Source organism: Microvirga puerhi (assembly GCF_020089865.1).
Lineage (GTDB): Bacteria > Pseudomonadota > Alphaproteobacteria > Rhizobiales > Beijerinckiaceae > Microvirga > Microvirga puerhi.
Window position 1 is genome coordinate 152,551 of record NZ_JAIRBM010000001.1, and the last position, 16,674, is coordinate 169,224.

15 protein-coding genes are annotated in these 16,674 nt (G+C 62.1%); 6 read left to right on the forward strand and 9 right to left on the reverse strand.

What is annotated here, in order from left to right; all coding sequences use genetic code 11:
• Position 1: 1 nt before the first annotated feature.
• The 9 genes from K9B37_RS00740 to hutI form a co-directional block, all read right to left on the reverse strand.
• Positions 2 to 1,150, reverse strand: a complete 1,149-nt coding sequence (locus K9B37_RS00740; protein ID WP_224310886.1) for an efflux RND transporter periplasmic adaptor subunit — start codon at positions 1,148 to 1,150, stop codon at positions 2 to 4.
• Positions 1,151 to 1,386: 236 nt separating this feature from the next.
• The gene (locus tag K9B37_RS00745; protein ID WP_224310887.1) at positions 1,387 to 2,178 is read right to left on the reverse strand and encodes an ABC transporter ATP-binding protein; all 792 of its coding nucleotides are present in this window, start codon (positions 2,176 to 2,178) and stop codon (positions 1,387 to 1,389) included.
• The gene (locus tag K9B37_RS00750; RefSeq protein ID WP_224310888.1) at positions 2,175 to 2,951 is read right to left on the reverse strand and encodes an ABC transporter permease; all 777 of its coding nucleotides are present in this window, start codon (positions 2,949 to 2,951) and stop codon (positions 2,175 to 2,177) included. The genes K9B37_RS00745 and K9B37_RS00750 overlap by 4 nt, the downstream gene beginning before the upstream one ends.
• Before the next feature lie 107 nt (positions 2,952 to 3,058).
• Positions 3,059 to 4,000, reverse strand: coding sequence for an ABC transporter substrate-binding protein (locus tag K9B37_RS00755; protein WP_224310889.1), 942 nt, complete (start codon positions 3,998 to 4,000; stop codon positions 3,059 to 3,061).
• Positions 4,001 to 4,171: 171 nt separating this feature from the next.
• Positions 4,172 to 4,774 (reverse strand): HutD/Ves family protein, encoded by a 603-nt coding sequence (locus tag K9B37_RS00760; RefSeq protein ID WP_224310890.1) that lies wholly within the window; start codon positions 4,772 to 4,774, stop codon positions 4,172 to 4,174.
• Between the two features lie 9 nt (positions 4,775 to 4,783).
• Positions 4,784 to 6,448 carry a urocanate hydratase gene (gene hutU, locus K9B37_RS00765; protein ID WP_224310891.1) on the reverse strand — a complete coding sequence of 555 codons (1,665 nt, stop codon included), beginning with the start codon at positions 6,446 to 6,448 and terminating at the stop codon, positions 4,784 to 4,786.
• Between the two features lie 12 nt (positions 6,449 to 6,460).
• Positions 6,461 to 7,297: an N-formylglutamate deformylase gene (hutG, locus tag K9B37_RS00770; protein ID WP_224310892.1), complete on the reverse strand. Its 837-nt coding sequence runs from the start codon at positions 7,295 to 7,297 to the stop codon at positions 6,461 to 6,463.
• Positions 7,294 to 8,841, reverse strand: a complete 1,548-nt coding sequence (gene hutH / locus K9B37_RS00775) for a histidine ammonia-lyase (RefSeq protein WP_224310893.1) — start codon at positions 8,839 to 8,841, stop codon at positions 7,294 to 7,296. Before hutH ends, hutG begins: the two co-directional genes overlap by 4 nt.
• The gene (hutI, locus tag K9B37_RS00780) at positions 8,838 to 10,046 is read right to left on the reverse strand and encodes an imidazolonepropionase (protein WP_224310894.1); all 1,209 of its coding nucleotides are present in this window, start codon (positions 10,044 to 10,046) and stop codon (positions 8,838 to 8,840) included. Before hutI ends, hutH begins: the two co-directional genes overlap by 4 nt.
• A gap of 127 nt (positions 10,047 to 10,173) precedes the next feature.
• Here hutI and K9B37_RS00785 point away from each other — a divergent pair, with 127 nt between their 5' ends.
• From K9B37_RS00785 to K9B37_RS00810, 6 genes are all read left to right on the forward strand, one after another.
• Entirely contained in the window at positions 10,174 to 11,547 is a 1,374-nt protein-coding gene (locus K9B37_RS00785) for a formimidoylglutamate deiminase (protein ID WP_224310895.1), read from the forward strand.
• On the forward strand, positions 11,544 to 12,314 hold the full coding sequence (hutC, locus tag K9B37_RS00790) for a histidine utilization transcriptional repressor HutC (protein ID WP_224310896.1): 771 nt from the start codon (positions 11,544 to 11,546) through the stop codon (positions 12,312 to 12,314). Before K9B37_RS00785 ends, hutC begins: the two co-directional genes overlap by 4 nt.
• Positions 12,315 to 12,451: 137 nt before the next feature.
• Positions 12,452 to 14,215, forward strand: coding sequence for an alkaline phosphatase (locus K9B37_RS00795; RefSeq protein WP_224310897.1), 1,764 nt, complete (start codon positions 12,452 to 12,454; stop codon positions 14,213 to 14,215).
• A 65-nt stretch (positions 14,216 to 14,280) separates the two neighbouring features.
• Entirely contained in the window at positions 14,281 to 14,721 is a 441-nt protein-coding gene (locus tag K9B37_RS00800) for a hypothetical protein (RefSeq protein WP_224310898.1), read from the forward strand.
• Positions 14,722 to 14,723: 2 nt separating this feature from the next.
• Positions 14,724 to 15,407 carry an ABC transporter ATP-binding protein gene (locus K9B37_RS00805; protein ID WP_224310899.1) on the forward strand — a complete coding sequence of 228 codons (684 nt, stop codon included), beginning with the start codon at positions 14,724 to 14,726 and terminating at the stop codon, positions 15,405 to 15,407.
• Positions 15,404 to 16,672: an ABC transporter permease gene (locus K9B37_RS00810; RefSeq protein WP_224310900.1), complete on the forward strand. Its 1,269-nt coding sequence runs from the start codon at positions 15,404 to 15,406 to the stop codon at positions 16,670 to 16,672. The genes K9B37_RS00805 and K9B37_RS00810 overlap by 4 nt, the downstream gene beginning before the upstream one ends.
• Positions 16,673 to 16,674 lie beyond the last annotated feature (2 nt).

Here is a 16,674-nt window from a genome sequence, read left to right on the forward strand (position 1 = left end):
GTCACTCGTTCAGGTTACGGTTCTGAGCTTCGCGGATTGGCGGTAGCGTGGAGACCTGAGGGTTCACCTTCATGCCCGGGCGGACGCGTGCCAGACCGTTGATTACGATACTCTCGTCGCCCTTCAGGCCAGTTCTGATCACCCGATATCCATCGATCTTCGGTCCGAGGCGGACGGGCCTCAGAGCAACTGTATCGTTCTCCCCGATGACATAGACGACACGACGATCCTGATCGCTGCTGACGGCCTCGTCCGGCACGAGAACGCCCATATAGGGATTTGATCCGGCAAGGCTGACGCGCCCGAAAAGACCAGGGGTCAGAAACAGATCCTTGTTGTCGAAGATGGCGCGGGCGCGGATGGTGCCGCTTGCGGCGTCGAGGCGATTGTCGAGGAAGTCCAGCTTGCCAGTCCGCTGCGCCAGGCGCTCGTCGGTCATGGTGAGCTGGACCTGGTTGGGATTTTCCTGGGTGGATGTGCGGGTGCCGCCGCTCGCCTGACGCGTATAGGCAAGATAGGAGCGCTCATCCACGTCGAAATAGAAATGGATCGGGTCGAGCGACACGATGTTCGTCAGCACAGTGTCGTTGGCATTCACGAGATTGCCGACAGAAACCAGCTTGCGCGAGATGCGCCCGGCAATGGGGGCCTTGATCTCGGTAAATTCAATGTCCAGGCGCGCATTGCGGAGAGCGCCCTGTGCCCGGTCGAGCTCCGCGCGGGAGGTCAGGTAGTTCGTGCGGCGCTGGTCGAGGAGTTGCTCGGCGATGTTGCCCGATTTGCGCAACTGCTCTGCACGGTCCAAGTCGTTTGAGGCGAACTCCACCTTTACTTGTGCGGAGGCGACGGTGGCCTCGGCCTGTTCCAGTGCAGCCTGATAGGGACGCTGATCGATGGTAAAGAGCGGATCTCCCGTCTTGACCATTGCGCCGTCGGTAAAATGGATTTTGTCGAGGTAACCCGACACTCGTGATCGAATCTCGACTTGGTCGATGGCTTCGAAGCGGCCGATGAAGTCATCACGCTCGATGATCTCCTTGACCACCGGCTTAGCAACCGTCACCTGCGGCGGTGGCGGGGCCTGAGCGAGTGCGGCGGAACTGAACAGCGACAACGCAGAGGCAACAGCGGCAGCTCGCAGACACGTCATGGCGTCCTCCGTCCGGATTGGCGGCAGCCATTCTGGGCCTCCGCCCGAAACACGGGCTGCCATGTGCCTCCCGCGAACCCAACATGCCAGGTCGACGTGACAGTCGGGCGACCATGTTATGCTCGCTTCGCGGGTGCGAACAAGACAGTCATTTTACGTGCGCGTGTGTTTGCGCACGCAATTGCCTTTGTTCTGAGCACTTGGCTATTCGCATCTATACAACGTTGCAATTCGCCTCAATGAACTTCGCTGGCCCGCATCGCTTCGATCCGAATTTCTTCTGTAAGCTGGGCCTTGAGATCGGAGAAGGCAGAGCTTGTCTTCATGGTGTAATGGCGCGGATGCGGCAGTTCGACCGTTATGTCGGCTTTGATGCGGCCGGGCCGCGCAGTCATGACGATCACCCGGGAGGCCAGGAAAATGGCTTCCTCGATGTCGTGAGTTACGAAAAGGACCGTCTTGCGCTCCCGCTCCCAGATGCCGAGGAGAAGCTCCTGCATGAGCGAGCGGGTCTGGTTGTCGAGCGCTCCGAACGGCTCGTCCAGCAGCAGGATCGCCGGGTCGTTCGCCAAGGCACGCGCGATGGCGGTCCGCTGCTGCATGCCACCCGAGAGCTGTTTGGGATAGTGCTGTTCAAATCCGCGCAGTCCAACCTTGTCGATATAGGACGCGACAACCTCCCGACGCTCGTTTTTCGGAACATCCCTTTCGCGCAGGCCGTAGGCGATATTCTCCGCGACCGTCAGCCAAGGGAATAGGGTATAGGACTGAAAGACCATGCCCCGGTCTGCCCCGGGCGCCTTGATGGCCTGGCCCTTGAGAACGACCTTGCCTTCCGTTGGGCGATCAAGGCCGGCAACGATGCGCAGAAGCGTGGACTTTCCGCAGCCCGACGGACCGAGGATGGTGATGAAGTCGTTCTCTGCGACAGCAAGGCTGGTCGGCTCGAGTGCCCGCACGGGAGCCGCGCCGCGCATGCCGGGAAAGGTGCGGGAGACGTTCTCGATGGTCAGGATCGGTGCGGTCATGCGAGGCGCCATGGGAAGAGGGACCGGTTCAAAGCCTTGAACATGAAGTCCGAGATCAGGCCGATGATGCCGATGACGATGATGCCGAAAATCATCTGTCCGGTTGCGAGAAGCGCCTGGCTGTCGATGATCATGTGCCCGATGCCGGAGGATGAGCCGATCAGTTCCGCGACGATCACGTAGGTCCAGGCCCAGCCGAGCACGAGTCGAAGGATCTCGGCGATTTCCGGTGCATTGGCCGGAATGAGCACACGCCGCACGACACCACGATCCTTCGACCCTAGCGTATATGCGGCTTCGACGAGGTCTCGACGCGTGTTGCCGACAGCCACCGCTACCATGAGGATGATTTGAAACACGGAGCCAATGAAGATGACGAGCAGCTTCTGCATCTCTCCGATTCCCGCCCACAGGATGAGCAGCGGCACAAAAGCAGACGCAGGAAGGTAGCGGGCAAACGAGACGAAGGGCTCCAGGAATGCTTCGAAAGGCTTGTAGGCCCCCATCAATATACCCAGCGGAACGGCGACGATGGCTGCAAGGACGAAGCCGCCGAGGACACGCCAAACGGTGACGCCGATATCGGTGAGAAACCCGAACTTGGTCAACAGCAGCCAGCCGTCCTGGACCATGGTGATCGGGTCGGCAAGGAACGTGCGGGACACGTAGCCGCCGAGGGTTGCGAAGGCCCAGGCTGCGACGAAGAGCACGAAGAAGGATATGCCGAGAACGATACGTGCGCTCTGGCTGACGGGTTCGAGAGGACGGTTCATGAACATGATCCTACCGCCCGCGCCGGAGCGACGCCTTCATCAAGCGGTAACGGAGGAAGATGGAGATGCGGCAGCCGCCAGGTCCTGGGCTGCCGCGAAACGAAGGCCTATTGAATGAAACTTGTATCGGCGAGCGCGTTCATATCCGGCTTCTGCTTGATGATGCCGATTTCGAGCAACAGATCGGCCGCTTCGTTCGAAAAGGTCTTGAAGTCGGTGTCGAAGAATTTCTTGTTCGCCTCGCGATCCTGCCAGCGTAAGAACTTGGCGGAGGCGGCGAAGGCCTCGCCCGTCTGCTTCACGTCGGCGCCCATGATCTCATTTGCCTTCGCGGGCTCTTTGACGATCATGTCGAGTGCTTCGAAATAGCTGTCCGCCAGTGCCTTGGCCGCCTTCGGATTGTCGCTGAGGAACTTCGGCGTGCAGCCGAACGTGTCCATCACCATCGGGTAATCGAGGGTGGTCGCGATGATCTTGCCGGCCTGCGGTGCGGCGCGAACGGACGAGAGATACGGTTCGTAGGTCATCGCGGCGTCGTTTTGCCCGGCAATGAAAGCCTGGGCCGCAGGGCCCGGCTCCATGTTCACCACCGTGACGTCCTTCACCGAAAGACCGTTCTTCTTGAGCATCCAAGCCAGCGCGAAGTAGGGCGAAGTGCCAGGCGCCGAGGCCGCCACAGTTTTGCCTTTGATGTCCTTGATCGACTCGACGCCGTTGCGCACGACCATGCCGTCCGCGCCGTAGCTTTTGTCGAGCTGGAAGATCTGCTTCGTGGGGACGCCGTTCGCGTTCCAGACGATCCAGGTTTCAACGGTGGTCGCGGCGCATTGGATATCCCCGGACTGGATCGCCAGATGACGGCTCGCCTGTGGGACTTTCTTCAACGTGACGTCGAGGCCGTTCTTCTTGAAGATGCCGGCTTCCTGCGCGAGCGTCAGCGGCGCGAAGCCTGTCCAGCCCGAGATGCCGATGGCCACCTTGGTGTCCTGCGCCGAGGCTGAGCCAGCCGCGAGCGCAAGCAACGCCATACCACCTATGATCGCTTTCATTGTTGACCTCCACGTCACCCTGTCGCCTTGCCGGAAAGACCCATCGACACCCCTCTGATTGGTTCGTGTCTCTTATCTTTTCAGGTCCTTGCAAGAGCGTCAGCGAATGCCATCACGCCTGCGTGTCGATGTCAAATGTATAGACATGATGAGGTGCCCCAACTTTCCGCATCATGACCGAATGTCACCCTTTCGTGCCGCATCCGCGGGCGCGATCTCGATCAGGATTGCCCGGCCGTTGCCGGAGAGCGGGATGAGGTCCTGTGTGGCCTGGAGCATCAGTGTATCCAGGCGGCCAAGAGCGTGGACTTCGCCGTTCACGGTCACGTCCAGGGGCGGATCGAGAACGACGATGAACGTGGCCTGAGTATCCTCCGCGAGAAGGACGGTTCCCGCTTCCACGATCCTTGTCCGGTGGCGGAACTGACCGCGGCGGGTCATGATATTGAGGTCGCGAATAGGTCCGGACAGCAGGCGGCCCAGCGTCGGGTCGTCTCCTGGGAATGATAGTTTTGTGGAAGGCCCGTCGAGCAGATATGGCACTCCATCCACGGATAATTCGATGCCGTTGCCCTCCATGACGATGAGCGTCCGATCAATGCCTGGAAAGGCCGAGAAGGGCCCGTCGGACGCCACATCGGCCATGCTGACGCGCCAGCCGAACGTCTCGAATCCGGCACCTGTGGGGAAGACGGCGATCTCCGCCGTCGTGCCGCCACCATTCTTCCAGGGCACTCTCGTGAGATCGGTGGAGCGGATCACATGCACCGGCATCGGTCAGCCTCAGCGCAGGCTCGGGAGGTTGAGGCCATGCTCACGCGCGCAGTCGATGGCGATCTCGTAGCCCGCATCCGCATGACGCATGACACCCGTCGCGGGATCGTTCCACAGAACCCGCTCGATGCGCTTCGCCGCTTCCGGCGTGCCGTCGCAGACGATCACCATTCCCGAATGCTGGGAGAAGCCCATTCCGACACCGCCGCCATGATGCAGGGATACCCACGTGGCACCTGAGGCACAATTGAGCAGAGCATTGAGAAGGGGCCAGTCGGACACGGCATCGGAGCCGTCCTTCATGGCTTCGGTCTCGCGGTTCGGACTTGCCACCGAGCCTGAATCGAGATGGTCTCGGCCAATGACCACCGGTGCTTTGAGTTCGCCCTTTGCGACCATTTCGTTGAAGGCGAGGCCGAGGCGGTGGCGGTCACCAAGGCCGACCCAGCAGATGCGCGCCGGAAGTCCCTGGAACTTGATGCGCTCCTTCGCCATGTCGAGCCAGTTGTGCAGGTGCTTGTTGTTCGGCAGTAGTTCTTTCACTTTGGCATCTGTCCGATAGATGTCCTCCGGATCGCCCGAGAGCGCAGCCCAGCGGAACGGACCGATGCCGCGGCAGAACAGCGGCCGGATATAGGCCGGCACGAAGCCCGGGAATGCGAAGGCGTCAGCCACGCCCTCTTCCTTCGCCATCTGGCGGATGTTGTTGCCGTAATCGAGTGTCGGCACGCCGGCCTTGTGAAAGTCGAGCATAGCACGCACGTGCTCGGCCATCGAGTGCTTGGCGGCACGCTCGACAGCCTTCGGATCCGTCTCGCGCTTGGCTTCCCATTCCGCCAGCGTCCAGCCCTTGGGAAGATAACCGTTGATCGGGTCGTGGGCGGAGGTTTGATCCGTGACGGCGTCCGGACGGATGCCGCGTCGGTAGATCTCCGGAAAGATTTCGGCTGCATTGCCGAGAAGGCCAACGGAAAGCGGTTTTCCGTCCCGGCAGGATTGTTCGATGATGGCAAGCGCTTCGTCGAGGGAATCTGCGCGACGGTCGAGATAGCCAGTCTTTAGCCGCATCTCGATGCGGCTCGGCTGGCATTCGACGGCAAGGCAGGATGCGCCGGCCATGGTCGCGGCGAGCGGCTGCGCGCCGCCCATGCCCCCGAGGCCTGCGGTAAGGATCCAACGTCCCGCAAGGTCTCCGCCATAGTGCTGGCGGCCGACCTCCACAAACGTCTCGTAGGTTCCCTGCACGATGCCTTGGCTGCCGATGTAGATCCAGGATCCCGCAGTCATCTGGCCGTACATCATGAGGCCTTTGCGATCGAGCTCGTGGAACGTGTCCCAGGTGGCCCAGTGCGGCACGAGGTTGGAATTGGCGATCAGCACACGGGGCGCGTCGGGATGGGTGCGGAAGACGCCCACCGGCTTGCCGGACTGCACGAGGAGTGTCTCGTCCGCTTCGAGCGATTTGAGCGCCGAGGTGATGCGGTCGAAACTGTCCCAGTCGCGCGCAGCGCGGCCGATGCCGCCATAGACCACGAGCTCGCCGGGTTTTTCCGCGACATCAGGGTCGAGATTGTTCATCAGCATGCGCAGGGGCGCCTCGGTCAGCCAGCTTTTGGCGGAGAGGTCGGTTCCGTGAGCAGCGCGGATCACGCGGGCGTTGTCGATGCGGTGCATGGCGTTCCTCGTTCAGGCCTTATGCTGTGCAAATGTGAGGCAGGCATTTAGAATACGCGCGAGAGCGGCGCGCATCGGTTCTGCATAGGTCTCGTCGTAAGGCGTCGGCCAAGTGCTTTCCGTCACCGGGCCGAGAGGCTCATTCATGTAGCCCCGGCACGCGAGCTCCATCTGAATCGCATGTACGCCGGACGCAGGCTGGCCGAGGCTTCGGGTAATGTAGCCGCCCTTGAAGCGCCCATTCACGACGTGGCTGAAATCGCTTTCCCCGCAAATGGCCTCAACTGCCTCGGTGAGTTCCAGAGCGCAGCTCGATCCGCCATTGGTGCCGATGTTGAAGTGGGGCAGGGGGCCATCGAACAGCCGTGGAATGACCGAGCGGATGGAGTGACAATCATAGACCACGACATGCGAATGCTTGGCGCGCAGACGCGTCACCTCCGCATGGAGCGCTGCATGGTAGGGATCAAAGAAGTGCTCCCGCCGTACTGCGATGTCCTTCTCCGTCGGCGCAGATCCCGGCCGGTAGAGCGGTTCTCCGTCGAACGTCGTTGTGGGGCAAAGTTCCGTGGTTGCCTGGCCCGGGTAAAGGGAGGCGCCGCTGGGATCGCGGTTGACGTCGATCACGGTCCGGGAGATCGCCGTACGGATCGTGGTGGCGCCGAGATTGGCCGCAAAATCATAGAGCCGCTCGATCCACCAATCGGCATCCTTGCGGGACAGCCATGGCGAGACGAGGTCACCTTCGTAATTCGCCGGGATATCGGTTCCAGTATGTGGGAGGCTGACGATTAATGGAGCGTCGCCACGCCTGATCGTCAGCCAGGGAAGATCAGCGGAATTTGTCATTCCGCCCTCGCTGCTACCGATGGTAGAATCACGGCGCCTGCCGCTGCGGCAAGAGCTCCCGATGTCACGAGAGCAGTGGCCAGTTCCATCTCGGGCGCCATGTGCCGGTCGTCGTCGAGATGCTGTACCTTGGCGCGCAAGGCAGACCGGGCGTTCTCGAGCGGCACGCTCGACCGCATGGGAGCATGGAAATCGCAGCCTTGTGCCGCAGCCAGCAATTCGATGCCGATCACGTTTGCGACGTTCTGCGCCATGGGAACGAGACGTCGCGCTCCATGGGTGGCCATCGACACGTGGTCCTCCTGGTTAGCGGAGGTCGGAATGGAATCGACGCTCGCGGGATAAGCCCGCTGCTTGTTCTCCGATACCAGAGCGGCGGCGGTGACCTGTGGGATCATGAAACCGGAATTCAGGCCCGGCTTCGGCGTGAGGAAGGCAGGAAGACCCGACAGGGCCGGGTCCACCAGCATGGCGATGCGCCGCTCCGCAAGCGATCCAATCTCGCACAACGCCATCGCGATCATGTCGGCAGCAAAAGCGACGGGCTCTGCATGGAAGTTTCCGCCAGAAATGACTTCTCCTGTCTCCGCGAAAACGAGAGGGTTGTCGGAAACGCCATTGGCTTCCGTCTCCAGGGTGTCGCCCGCCTGCCGCAGCAGGTCGAGCACAGCGCCCATCACCTGCGGCTGGCAGCGCAGGCAATAGGGGTCCTGCACCCGGTCGTCGTTGGTGAGATGGGACGCGCGAATGGCGCTGCCCTTCATCAGGTCCCGCAGGGCGGTGGCAACCTCCGCCTGTCCGCGATGGCGGCGAAGCGCCTGGATTCTCGGATCGAAGGGGCCGTCCGAGCCCTTCGCCGCGTCCGTCGCAAGAGCCCCCGTAACCAGGGCTGCCTGGAAGACCCTCTCTGCTTCTAAGAGGCCGGCTAGAGCCAGCGCGGTGGAGACCTGCGTGCCATTGAGAAGCGCAAGGCCTTCTTTGGGACCAAGTACAAGAGGCTCCAATTGCGCAGCACGCAGAGCTTTCTCCGCCGGGACTAGCTCGCTGTTCACGAGGAATGCTCCCACGCCCATCAGGGCAGCGGTCATATGGGCCAACGGCGCGAGATCACCCGACGCGCCGACAGAGCCCTGGCCCGGGATCAACGGCACGAGACCGGCATCCAGGCAGGCCCGGAGATGTTCGATCGTCGACCAACGCACCCCTGACGCACCTTGCGCGAGGCTCGCGAGCTTCAGCGCCATGACGAGCCGCACGACTTGTTGCGGTAAAGGCGCGCCGACGCCCGCTGCATGCGACAGGACGATGTTGCGCTGAAGTGTCGTCAGTTCGGACGAGTCGATGCGGACGCTGGCCAGCTTTCCGAAACCGGTATTGATGCCGTAAACCGGCTCGCCCTTGGCGACGATCGCCTCGATGGTGCGGGCGCCCGCCTCGATCTTGGGCCGTACCTGCTCATCAAGGATAACACCTGCGCCGCGATAGATCTCTTGCCAGTCGGCCAGTGTGACCGAACCGGGTTTAAGCGTGACAGATGTGGTCAATGTCCCCTCCAGACGCGATGATGCAATGGGTTGAATCCGATGCGGTAGGCGAGCTCCGCCGGACGCTCGATGTTCCAGATCGCGAGATCGCACCATTTGCCGGGCTCCAGAGTGCCGATCTCGTTAAGGCGCCCAAGGGCGCGCGCTGCTTCGCGCGTGACGCCGGCGAGGCATTCCTCGATCGTCAGCCGGAAGAGCGTCGCCCCCATGTTCATGGTCAGGAGGAGCGACGTGAGCGGTGAAGTGCCGGGATTGCAATCGGTCGCCAAAGCAATGCGCGTGCCGTGCCGGCGGAACGCCTCGACGGGCGGCAGCTTCGTTTCCCGCAGCATGTAGAAGGCACCAGGGAGAAGCACCGCGACGGTTCCCGCCCGCGCCATGGCTGCCGCGCCATCCTCATCCGTGTATTCGAGGTGATCGGCTGAAAGAGCCCTATAATCGGCAGCGAGCTTGGCCCCATGCAAGTTTGACAGCTGGTCCGCATGGAGCTTTACAGGAAGACCTAGCTCCTTAGCGGCCTTGAACACGCGCTCGGTCTGTTCCGGTGTGAATGCGATGCTTTCACAGAAGGCATCCACGGCATCCACCAATCCCTCTCGTGCAAGAGCCGGCAGCATCGTTCTGCAGACATTGTCGATATAGCTGTCCTTGTCCCCATTCGCCTCCGGCGGCACGGCATGCGCGCCAAGGAACGTCGTCGTCACAGCGACTTGCCTCTCCCTTCCGAGGCGTCGGGCAGCGCGCAGCATGCGTGCTTCGGTATCCACGTCGAGGCCGTAGCCGGACTTGATCTCCACCGTCGTGCAGCCTTCGGCGATCAGGTGGTCGAGGCGGGGCAGGGCGCTGGTGACAAGATCGTCTTCTGTGGCCGCCCGTGTGGCCCTGACGGTGGAGACGATGCCGCCGCCTGCGCGCGCGATCTCCTCGTAGCTCGCGCCCTTCAGGCGAAGCTCGAACTCATGCGCCCGGTCGCCGCCGAAGACGAGATGGGTGTGGCAATCGACCAGGCCCGGCGTGATCCACCGGCCCGCGCAGTCAATCCGCTCCCCGGAATCCCAGGAAGCGGGTAGCTCGCTTTGCGGCCCGGCAAAGGCGATGCGTCCGTTTTGGGCGGCGACGACGCCATTCTCGATGATGCCAAGGCCGCCAGAGCCCTCGGCGAGAGTTGCCAGCCGGGCGTTAAGCCAGATCCGGTCGAAGCGCATGGTCCTGCTCCGGTCATCAAATAATGTCTATACATAAACGCGAATAAAATTTATTGTCTAGACTTATTCTGTTGCCTGCGGTGGATTTGCCAAGATCCGGCGGGAAGACGAGGGGAAGCATCGACCGATGACAGAGTCAGGGACACGCAGGCTCCTTCTCGAACGGGCGCTCCTGCCAGGCGGTTGGGCGCAGGATGTCGCGGTGGACGTGGAAGGTGGGACAATCGTGTCCGTAACACCCGGCGCCGCGCCCGTTGGACGTGATCGGATCGCCGGCATTGCGCTTCCCGGTCTGCCGAACCTTCACAGTCACACCTTCCAGCGGGGAATGGCGGGTCTTGCGGAGACCCGCGGCCCCACGGGCGACAGTTTCTGGACATGGCGCCAGGTCATGTACCGCTTTCTTGCCCATCTGACGCCGGATGACGTCGAGGCCGTGGCCGCGTATGCCATGATGGAGATGCTCGAAGGCGGTTTTACGGCCCTGGCCGAGTTCCACTATCTGCATCACGATCAGGACGGCCGACCCTATGCCGATATCGGCGAACTGGCTGGTCGCATTGTCGCCGCGGCGGCAAAGGTGAATATGGGCCTGACGATTCTCCCGGTCTTCTATGCCCAGGGAGGTTTCGGAGGCGCCGCCTCGAATGAGGGCCAGAAGCGTTTCGTCTGCGACGTCGACATGTATGCCCGTCTGCTCGAACGCACCCGACAGATAGCGCGTGCGATGGACGATGCTGTCGTCGGCATTGCGCCTCACAGCCTTCGGGCAGTGACGCCGGAGAGCCTCGATGCGGTGCTGAATTTGGCGGAGGACGGACCTGTCCACATTCATGTCGCGGAACAGATGAAAGAGGTCGAGGACTGTCTCGCCTGGTCGGGACACCGGCCGGTGGCGTGGCTTCTCGACCATGCTCATGTCGACCGCCGCTGGTGCCTGGTCCACGCGACCCACCTCGATGCAGCCGAGATCAGGGATTTCGCGTATTCCGGTGCCGTTGCGGGTCTCTGTCCCATTACGGAGGCCAATCTCGGAGATGGAATCTTTCCTGGCGTAGATTTCCTCGCGGCAGGCGGATCCTTTGGGGTGGGATCGGACTCGAACGTTCAGATCACGGCTTCAGGCGAACTCAGGCAGTTTGAATACAGCCAGCGCCTCCAGCATCGCGGCCGCAATCTGCTTGCTGAACGTGAGGGGCAGTCGACCGGGAGGAGCCTCTACGACAAGGCATTGGCCGGTGGTGCGCAGGCGCTCGGCCGGCGCATCGGTCGCCTCGAACCGGGCCATCGCGCTGATTTCGTCATCCTCGACGATGCCCATCCCGACCTGGCTGGACTTTCAGAGGATGCCGTGATCGACGCTTATGTCTTCGTCGCCGACAGGGCTGCCATCGACGCGGTGATCGTCGGCGGCAGAACCGTCGTCGCAAATGGACGGCATGTCCTGCGGGGCGAGATCGCTGAGCGTTATGCCCACACAGTGGCAAGGATACGATCATGAGCGCCACGGCCGCGGCGAAACAGGGCTCCTCCAGCGCAAAGCACGTCTATCAGCGCATCCGTGACGACATCGAGGCGCGTATCATGTCCGGCGAATGGCCGCCCGGCCATCGCGTCCCCTTCGAGCATGAGCTGATGGCCGAGTATGGCTGCTCGCGGATGACGGTCAACAAGGTGCTGTCGACCTTGGCCGCCAATGGCCTCATTACGCGGCGCAGACGCGCCGGGTCAGTCGTGGCTGAGCCGAGCACACAGCGGGCTGTGCTGGAAATTCAGGACTTTGCGCTCGAGGCTGCGCGGGCCGGCATGGTCTATCGCTTCAAGATCCTCGAGCGCGCCATCGAGAAGCTCGATCCGGCGGGTGCGCAGCGCACCGGCTTGCCGGTGGGGACCGAGATGCTGTCCCTGACGACTTTACATCTCATGGACGAACTACCTGGGGCCTACGAGCAGCGGTTGATCCACCTCGGAACGGTTCCCGAGGCCGCTGACGAGCCCTTCGATACGGATCCCCCCGGAACATGGCTGCTGCGGCGGGTGCCGTGGACAGACGCCCAGCACGTCGTCAGGGCCGTGAATGCGGATAGTGCCCTCGCGCGGCGGTTGCAGATTCAGACCGGCGCAGCCTGCCTCGTCCTGGAGCGCCGGACCTGGCAGGCCGGCGCCTTCGTGACCGAAGCCCGCATCACCTATCCGGGCGAGAGGCATCACCTTGTTGGCCGCTTCTCGCCAGCGGCACCGGGACCCGTTCCCGCCTCCTTTATCTGACGCTGCTTTCGGCCTGCCCTGTCATCCAACTGACACCGGACTTGCGTAATCCGCCGGATCAAGCCGTCGCTCGTGCTTCCTCATGCGGCGGTGAACTGGTTCAAGACTGTTCGTGGCGGATGCACGAGGGCTCCCTAATGAAATATGGTTGGTTGGCGATACTCGCCGTTGTGGCTGTGCCGGGCGTCGCCCATGCACAGGCCATTTATCCGATCGATCGCGCGACGATCCTGTCGGGCTCGAAATTCGACTTCAAGGTGGAGTTGCCGAAGGTCGTCGCCCAGAAAGACGTCAAGGTGACGATCAACGGCGAGGATGCCGAGAAGGTTCTTGGCGCGCCGCTCACGTATGTTGAGAAAGAAGATGGCGCCGACGCCTCATCCCTGATCATCCGGAATGCCGCCATTGGCGCCGCAGGTGACTACGTGATCGAGGTGAAGGCTGGCGACCTGTCGAAGAAGGTCAAGTGGGCGGTGTATGGCACTCCGGCCCAGAAGCAGGTGAAGAATGTCATCTTCCTGCTGGGCGACGGCCTGTCGGTGGCGCACCGCACCGGCGCGCGCATCATGTCCAAGGGCAACACGGAAGGGAAGGCGAACGGCCGTCTCGCCATGGACGACCTTCCCGCCATGGCCTTCATCGGGACCTCCTCGACGGATGCGATCGCCTCCGACAGCGCCAATACCATGAGCGCCTATATGACTGGCCACAAGTCGGCTGTGAATGCTCTCGGCGTCTATGCCAGCCGTGCCAAGAACACCCTTGAACATCCCAAGCAAGAGACGATCGCGGAAATCATTCGCCGCAACACGAAGATGTCCATCGGCGTCGTCTCCGGCTCGGAGCTGCAGGACGCAACGCCCGCCGCAGTCGTCGGACATACCCGTCGCCGCGCCGACAAGGCCGAGCTGATGGCCGACTTCTTCAACGTGAAGCCCGAGGTTCTCCTGGGCGGCGGTTCGGCCTATTTCCTGCCGAAGGCGACTGCCGGTTCCAAACGCAAGGACGACATCGACTATGTCGCCAAGTTCAAGGAAGCAGGCTACGCGGTTGCGACCACCGAGGAGGAAATGACCAAAGCAGCACTTGAATCCAACACCGGCAAGCTGCTCGGTCTCTTCCATCCCGGCAATATGGACGTGACGCTGGATCGGAAGTTCCTGAAGAAGGGCACCGTCGGCAAGTTCCCGAACCAGCCGGGCACGGTGGAGATGATGCAGTCGGCGCTGAATGTGCTGTCGCGCAATCCGGAAGGCTTCTTCCTGATGGTTGAGGGCGCTTCCATCGACAAGATGTCCCATCCGCTCGATTGGGAACGCGCGCTGGTCGATACCATCGAGTTCGACAAGGCTGTCGCTGCTGCGCAGGATTTCGCCAAGTCTCATCCCGATACGCTCATCATCGTGACGGGCGATCATACGCACGGTGTGTCGATCATCGGCACCATTGACGACAACAAGCCCGGCGAAGAGATGCGCGAAAAGGTCGGCACCTATGCCGAGGCCGGATTCCCGAACTACACGGATAGCGACGGTGACGGTTATCCCGATCGTGTCGACGTGTCCCGCCGCCTCGCCATGTTCGCGAACAACTTCCCGGACTATTACGAGACCTTCCGGCCGAAGCTCGATGACCCGTTCGTCCCGGCAGTTCAGAACGAAAAGAAGCAGTACGTCGCCAACGAAGCCTACAAGAGCGTTCCCGGTGCGGTTCTCCGGGTCGGCAACCTGCCGAAGGACGCGGATACCGGCGTGCATGCGGTAGACGACGTGGTTCTGCAGGCTCAGGGACCCGGTTCCGAGAAGTTCCACGGCTATATGGAGAATACGGACGTGTTCCGCGTGATGGCTGAGGCCCTGGCTCTCGGCAATGGCCCGTCCGTGCAGAAGGCCCAGAAGTAGCGAAACAGAGCTGGAGCGGCTCCGGTCGCTCCAGCTCCCCCAATATTCGGAAGGCGCGCTCAAGAATGATTACACGCCGTCATATGTTCGCGGGTCTCGGAGTTGCTCCGATCTTCGTGAGAGGGGTGAAAGCTGCTTCTCCAGAGCTGACCTTCGAGCAGCTTTACGGCGCCGTGGGTGTGCTCGGAATGACCATCTCCGATCGAGTGAAGCAGCTCAGTGGGCTGCCGGTGCGCATGCGCGGTTTCATGGCGCCGCCACTCAAGGCCGAAGCCGACTTCTTCGTGCTGACCAAAATTCCTATGGCGTTGTGTCCGTTCTGCTCGTCGGATGCTGATTGGCCAAGCGACATCGTGGTCGTCTATCTAGGCGAAAAGCAAACCTTCGTTCAGTCGAACGCCACCATCGAAGTAGAGGGTACCCTGGAATATGGCTCCTGGACCGACCCGGAGACCGGCTTCGTCAGCCTTCTGCGTCTCACGCGCGCCCAATTCAGGGCCGTCTAGCCATGCTAGGCGTCGTGGTTCGAGACGTGACGGTCTGTGTTCGTGGACTGGCCGAGCCCGTCATTGATCTCCCGTCTCTCTCCATCGCAGCCGGTGAGAAGGTCGCGGTGACGGGGCCTTCCGGCGCGGGCAAGACGACGCTCATCAATGTACTCACGGGTCTTGAGCGCCCCAGTAAGGGTCAGGTTCTCTGGAGTGGAACGGATATCGCGAGGTTGTCGGAGGCGCAGCGCGACGCTTGGCGTGCGCGGCATGTGGGTATCGTGTTCCAGGACTTTCATCTTTTTTCGGGCTTAAGCGTGCGTGACAATGTGCTGCTTCCTCAGCAGCTCCGATCTTTCCGCCTCCCTCCTGGCAGCCGGGAACGGGCTGAAAGCCTGCTCCGGCGTGTCGGCATCGAACGACATGATCAGCGCGTTGAGACGCTGTCACGCGGGGAAATGCAGCGCGTCGCCATCGCCCGCGCTCTCCAGCAGGAACCAGGCATCCTCGTCGCGGACGAACCGACGGCAAGTCTCGACACGGAGAGTGCGAAGGGCGTGATTTCCCTGTTGATCGACCTGTCGGCAAGCCTGGGAACCACGCTGATCGTCGTGACCCATGATGGGAACCTCGCGCAGGCAATGGACCGGACCATCTGTCTCGATCGTGGACGCCTTGTGATGCCCGCCGCGAGGGCTGCATGATCCCTTTCAGATTCATCCTCGCCGATCTTCGTCGCCTTTGGGTCGGTTCTCTCGTTGTCGTGCTCCTGATCGCCGGGGCGACGGCTCTCGGCATGGCCGTGAATCTGCAGGAGAGGGCACTGCGTCTGGGAAGTGCGCGGGCGGCTGAGCGCTTCGACCTCGTGATCGGTGCTGCCGGTAGCGATACGCAACTCGTGCTCTCGGCTGTGTTTCTCCAGCCATCGCCGCTGACGCTGCTTCCAGGCTCGGTATTGCAGGCGTTGACGACGGATCCGCGCGTTGCCATGGCCGCGCCGGTCGGCTTCGGCGATTCTTTCGATGGCATGCCTGTGGTGGGAACCACGGCAGCCTTCGTTCTCGACAATGGCCGCGAGACGCTTTTGGAGGGACGCGCCTTCGATGCTGTGCCGGAAGCCGTTATTGGCGCGAACGTCCCGCTTGCCATCGGGGACCAAGTCAAGCCTCTGCACGGATTGCCGGGAGAAGGCGGCCACACACATGGGGAGCTTTCATACTCCGTCGTCGGCCGCATGCGGGAGACCGGTACTCCGTGGGACCGGGCCATTCTCGTGCCAATAGAAGGCGTTTGGCGCATTCACCATCTGGGCGAGGGACACGAGGGAGCCTCCGTGAGCGAGCACGCGGATGCCGCGGATCATGATCACGAGCATGACGCCGACGATGCGGAAGCTCATGGAGCGGGACGCATAGGACCACCCTGGGTGAACCCGCCAGGCATTCCGGCCATCATCGTGAAGGCGAAGACCATCGCAGATGCCTATCGTCTGCGGAGTGAATACCGGAAGGATACGACGCTGGGGGTCTTTCCCGCAGAGGTCTTGACCCGTCTTTTCTCGACCCTCGGGGACGTACGCAAGGTTCTTTCCGTCATTGCGATGGCGACCCAGGCGCTGGTTGCCGCCGCCATTGTGCTGGTTTGCGTCGTGCATCTGGCGCAGCGACGCCGGCAGCTCGCGGCCTTGCGCGCTCTCGGTGCCCCGCGCTCGGCCATCTTCGCTCTCGTATGGAGTGAGCTGCTCGCGCTCGTAGCGGTCGGCGTCGCATCAGGTGTGGCTCTGGGCTACGTAGGCGCGCGGGTCTTTGCACAATGGCTCTCGCAGGCCAGCGGTATCGTGGGACCGGTGATGCTCACAATGCAGGATGTGTGGCTCGCATTCGGGCTTCTTGCCATTGCGGCCATCATGGCGACCATCCCCGGCGTCATGGCCTACCGCCAATCCACTGCGGTGGCCTTGCGGGCATAGAC

Bases quoted from the DNA above. Each gene is read 5' to 3' on its own strand.
- K9B37_RS00785 (WP_224310895.1), top strand. From the start codon at position 10,174: ATGACAGAGTCAGGGACACGCAGGCTCCTTCTCGAACGGGCGCTCCTG.
- K9B37_RS00805 (WP_224310899.1), top strand. From the start codon at position 14,724: ATGCTAGGCGTCGTGGTTCGAGACGTGACGGTCTGTGTTCGTGGACTG.
- hutU (WP_224310891.1), bottom strand. From the start codon at position 6,448: ATGCACCGCATCGACAACGCCCGCGTGATCCGCGCTGCTCACGGAACC.
- K9B37_RS00745 (WP_224310887.1), bottom strand. From the start codon at position 2,178: ATGACCGCACCGATCCTGACCATCGAGAACGTCTCCCGCACCTTTCCC.
- K9B37_RS00800 (WP_224310898.1), top strand. From the start codon at position 14,281: ATGATTACACGCCGTCATATGTTCGCGGGTCTCGGAGTTGCTCCGATC.
- K9B37_RS00760 (WP_224310890.1), bottom strand. From the start codon at position 4,774: ATGCCGGTGCATGTGATCCGCTCCACCGATCTCACGAGAGTGCCCTGG.
- K9B37_RS00755 (WP_224310889.1), bottom strand. From the start codon at position 4,000: ATGAAAGCGATCATAGGTGGTATGGCGTTGCTTGCGCTCGCGGCTGGC.
- K9B37_RS00750 (WP_224310888.1), bottom strand. From the start codon at position 2,951: ATGAACCGTCCTCTCGAACCCGTCAGCCAGAGCGCACGTATCGTTCTC.
- K9B37_RS00740 (WP_224310886.1), bottom strand. From the start codon at position 1,150: ATGACGTGTCTGCGAGCTGCCGCTGTTGCCTCTGCGTTGTCGCTGTTC.
- hutG (WP_224310892.1), bottom strand. From the start codon at position 7,297: ATGACAAATTCCGCTGATCTTCCCTGGCTGACGATCAGGCGTGGCGAC.
- K9B37_RS00795 (WP_224310897.1), top strand. From the start codon at position 12,452: ATGAAATATGGTTGGTTGGCGATACTCGCCGTTGTGGCTGTGCCGGGC.
- hutC (WP_224310896.1), top strand. From the start codon at position 11,544: ATGAGCGCCACGGCCGCGGCGAAACAGGGCTCCTCCAGCGCAAAGCAC.
- K9B37_RS00810 (WP_224310900.1), top strand. From the start codon at position 15,404: ATGATCCCTTTCAGATTCATCCTCGCCGATCTTCGTCGCCTTTGGGTC.
- hutI (WP_224310894.1), bottom strand. From the start codon at position 10,046: ATGCGCTTCGACCGGATCTGGCTTAACGCCCGGCTGGCAACTCTCGCC.